Origin of the sequence: Shigella sp. FC1567 (assembly GCF_001743015.1) — a bacterium.
GTDB classification, from domain to species: domain Bacteria; phylum Pseudomonadota; class Gammaproteobacteria; order Enterobacterales; family Enterobacteriaceae; genus Escherichia; species Escherichia coli.
The window spans coordinates 1-3,871 of record NZ_MIIV01000173.1 but is presented as its reverse complement, the minus strand read 5'-3'; the positions used below and the strand labels follow the sequence as shown (position 1 = coordinate 3,871).

The following is a 3,871-nucleotide window of genomic DNA, read 5'->3' as shown; positions in this document are numbered from 1 at the left end:
TGCCGGGCTAATCCACCACTCTGATCGAGGTTCACAGTACTGCGCATACGATTACCGGGTCATACAGGAGCAGTCTGGTCTGAAAACATCAATGTCGCGTAAAGGTCACTGTTACGACAACGCTCCGATGGAAAGCTTCTGGGGAACGCTGAAAAATGAGAGCCTGAGCCACTATCGTTTTAATAACCGGGATGAAGCCATCTCAGTAATACGGGAATACATTGAGATTTTCTACAATCGTCAGCGTCGTCACTCTCGTCTGGGGAATATCTCCCCGGCAGCCTTCAGGGAAAAATATCATCAGATGGCTGCTTAAAAAAAGAACAAATGGTAGTGTCCGCTATTGCCAGTACACCTCATGATGGACTGTGTGCAGTTTGTTCCCGATCCGAAAAAACGCAGCATCCGGAGACCGCTTGTTGAAGAGGATATTGAAGAAATCATTACCCGTCTTAATCTGCGTGCGGAGGTCTTTAAGCTGCATGTGGATTTTTTCGCTACCGTCGTCAGCTAGATATCCCCCCGCGTTATCTCGACCCCGACAGACCGTTCGGGGTGGTGGATTACGTTAATGTTCCCCGTACCATTGCGACCGTTATCTCCTCCGGTAAGGCTTCAAAAGCTGAACTGGATTCTGTCCTTGGTGTGCAGGACTTATGGGATCTGCTGGAAATAATTCATGTGGATGCCCATAACGAACAGGTGATACAGGAGAACAGAAATGGCGCAGGTACTTGATGAGCTTGTTCTGTCCCTCGGGATTGATGACAGGGACTTTACTGCCGGGGAACAGGCAGTACATGCTGCCCTTAACCGGCTCACGACGGTGATGGAAGGTGTCGCTGACACATTCAGTCAGGGACAGAAGAAAACCAGTGAATCACTGGAAAAAACCGGAAAAGATGCTGATAAAACGGCCCGTCGAATGGAAGATGCCGGGAAACGGGCGTCCCGTTTTTTTTCAGGGATCCGTAGCGAGATTCTGGCTCTTGCGGGTGTCAGTCTGACGCTGGGGGGGCTGAAGAACCTGGTAACAGGTTTTGCCCGTGATCTGAACCGTCTGTCCGTGGAATCCGATGCTTTTGGCATGAAGGCCAGAAATCTGGACGGATGGTTACGGGCTGCGCGGGCAAATAATGTTGATGAAGGGGAAATGTCTGGGGCATTTTCCCGGCTTGCAAATGCAAAAGCGGCCTTCAGAGCCGGAAGGTCCTTTGATCCTGTGTTACAGGATTTGTTTCAGGTTGCAGCCAGGGCGGGCATTAGTGTTGATTTAAATACTGACAGCACTGAAGCCATCATGCGCAAGCTGGCGGTTATTTTTCCGCGACTGACAAAGTCCGAACAAACTGCCTACGGCAACGCGCTGGGCTTCAGTTATGCCGGACAGCAGTTTCTTGGCTCCGGTCATGCGCTGAAAGATGTGGACGAATTTACTTCCCGTTCGCAGGTTACGCCGGGGCGTACAGCGCTGGCCCGTAAGCTACGAAAAGAGCTTGTTGAGCTCGATCAGACCTGGTCCGGCATCGGGATGACGATTAGCACCGCGTTGATGCCGTACGCGCTGAAGCTCAGCCACTGGCTGGAGACACTCGGTGACTGGATGCAGCAACATCCGGAGGAAGTGAACAGGTTTATCACCACATTTCTGAATGACGTTGAGTCAGTGGCCTCCCTGGCGAATAAGGCTGCCGGAGAACTGGGGGGCTGGCAGAATGTCATTATTACGCTGATCGGGCTGAAAGTGGCGTCATGGGTGCGGGGGCTGACAAAAGCCCTCAGTGGCCCCGGAGGCCTTCTTTTTGCGATAACGGCGCTTTACCCGGTTGTTGACGGATTACTGACATCCATTGTTGGCAGGGAAAATAAGGACTGGCTGGATTCACATGGTTTTTTCTGGGCTTCAGACGGGACTTTCTTTTTCAATAAGAAAGAGATGGAGACGTATCAGACAAAACTGGATGTCGGAGAAAAGCCTGGCAACATCACCCGGGCACAATCACCCACAGTATGGCAGCAGGGCATGCTGGATACTCAGGCTTCTCAGGCAACCGGGAGGGAAGCAGCCTTCGGTGAATCCTGGCTACAGGGTATGCGTGCGACGCAGGAAAAACTCGGTAATGCCATGCAAAACCGCCAGCGACCGACGAAGACCGGGGAAGCCCTGTTAGGCTGGCTGCAACCGAAACTGTCTCAACTGGAGGAAAAATATAACCTGCCGCCCGGACTGCTGCGCAGCGTTGCGATCACCGAATCCCGTGGTAATCAGTTTGCCGTCTCACCTGCTGGTGCGATGGGACTGTTTCAGTTCATGCCGAAGACGGCCAGTGAATTTGGTCTGAGGGGGAACGATGCCTTTGATCCCGAAAAAGCCGCTGATGCCGCCGCGAGAAAACTTGGTGGCCTGATACGTTTTTTTCATGGCGATCTGGCTAAGGCTCTGGCGGCATATAACTGGGGAGAGGGAAATGTTCAGCGTAAGGGACTGGCTGCTGCTCCGGAGGAGACCCGCAACTATATTCCGCGGGTGCTGGCGAACCTGCCTTATCCGGGTGCGGCAATGGCCATACGGTCGCTCCATCCTGCGCCTGTATCGCAGTCCACCGTAACGGAAACCACGCATATCGGGACACTGAATGTCACCACAACGTCGGACAATGTGAAGGGTATTACCGATGACGCACGTCGGCGTATCACGAATTCGGCGCTTGTGTCGGTTTATTCCAGCGGGGTAACAGGATGAGTTTTTCTTTCGATAATATTTCCCTGAATAACTTTTCGCTCAGTGAAAGTAACGTACTGAGTGCAGTTCGTGGCGGCGGTGTCCTGGGACTCATTAATAGTGTACTGGCACCGTCATTCGGTATTTATTACGCACGGAATGATCCGGCAGGTGCCCATCAGAAGGGTGGCAAACCTTTCTCCCCGGATTCTTTTGTTGTCGTTGAGGTGGGCGCGGAGGCTTCTGTTTCCACCGTCCCCGTGGAGCAGGGGGCTTATACCACCTTTAATAAAATCCAGAGATCGCCGGAACTGCATGTGACTTTCATTGTAGAGGGGTGGACGGCCTTTTCCGGATCCGTCCCGAACCTGACAAATTTTTCCACCACCTCGCGGACGAATGTGCTGGAAACGCTTGAAAGGATGCGTACCACGGCAGGACTCTACGATATTGAGACGCCGGACAAGACATGGACATCCTGCGACCTTGTGAAATATGACTACCGAATGCGAAGTAATAATGGTCCGACCTTACTGACGGTTACTGCGGTATTTCAGACCGTAATGAATACAGGAGAGGTGTCAGTGGGAAGTACGGATAAGTCGTCTCCCACGGACAACGATAAAGCAAAAGGGGCCGCATCGGTTAAAACGCAGCCAGTTACGGCGTCGGTGACACAACCGTCAGACGCTGACAGACGAAGTGCCACGAACAGGGGGATCACCTGATGCTGGAAATTGTTTTATCTCCCGTTAAAGCCCAGCAGTTTACGGTGACACTGGGCGCTCAGGTCTGCACCATTCGCCTGAATCAGCGTACTACGGGGATGTATATCGATATCATTGTTAATGGTGAACCGTGCCTGTATGGCGTGCTGTGTCTGAATAATAACCGGATTGTCCGGTACGGATACCTGCCGTTTCAGGGGGACCTGTTTTTTACCGACACGGAGGGGAATAGTGACCCTGACTGGCGGGGGCTCGGATCCCGGTACCGGCTCTACTGGCTGTTACCTGAGGAACTGATATGAGCTACAGACAACGTAAAATAAGTAAGCGTAAACTGACCGCCGTATGTAGCCATTAAGCCTGTATTGGTAACGTAGGTGCCCACCTTTTCAACTAGTGGACACCTGTTATGGAACAGAAA

The 3,871-nt window shown here is 52.3% G+C and carries 5 protein-coding genes; all 5 read left to right on the top strand.

Annotated elements, in window-relative coordinates; genetic code table 11:
• The coding region (locus tag BHE85_RS11765) for an integrase core domain-containing protein (protein WP_146627433.1) at positions 1 to 316 on the top strand (316 nt) is incomplete at its 5' end.
• 239 nt (positions 317 to 555) lie between these two features.
• Complete coding sequence (locus BHE85_RS11760) at positions 556 to 738, top strand: hypothetical protein (RefSeq protein WP_000228829.1); 183 nt, start codon at positions 556 to 558, stop codon at positions 736 to 738.
• The gene (locus BHE85_RS11755) at positions 722 to 2,743 is read left to right on the top strand and encodes a lytic transglycosylase domain-containing protein (protein WP_000079882.1); all 2,022 of its coding nucleotides are present in this window, start codon (positions 722 to 724) and stop codon (positions 2,741 to 2,743) included. The genes BHE85_RS11760 and BHE85_RS11755 overlap by 17 nt, the downstream gene beginning before the upstream one ends.
• Positions 2,740 to 3,450 (top strand): phage baseplate protein, encoded by a 711-nt coding sequence (locus BHE85_RS11750; RefSeq protein ID WP_000010340.1) that lies wholly within the window; start codon positions 2,740 to 2,742, stop codon positions 3,448 to 3,450. Before BHE85_RS11755 ends, BHE85_RS11750 begins: the two co-directional genes overlap by 4 nt.
• The gene (locus BHE85_RS11745; protein WP_000890114.1) at positions 3,450 to 3,752 is read left to right on the top strand and encodes a phage baseplate plug family protein; all 303 of its coding nucleotides are present in this window, start codon (positions 3,450 to 3,452) and stop codon (positions 3,750 to 3,752) included. The genes BHE85_RS11750 and BHE85_RS11745 overlap by 1 nt, the downstream gene beginning before the upstream one ends.
• The last annotated feature ends 119 nt before the right edge of the window (positions 3,753 to 3,871 follow it).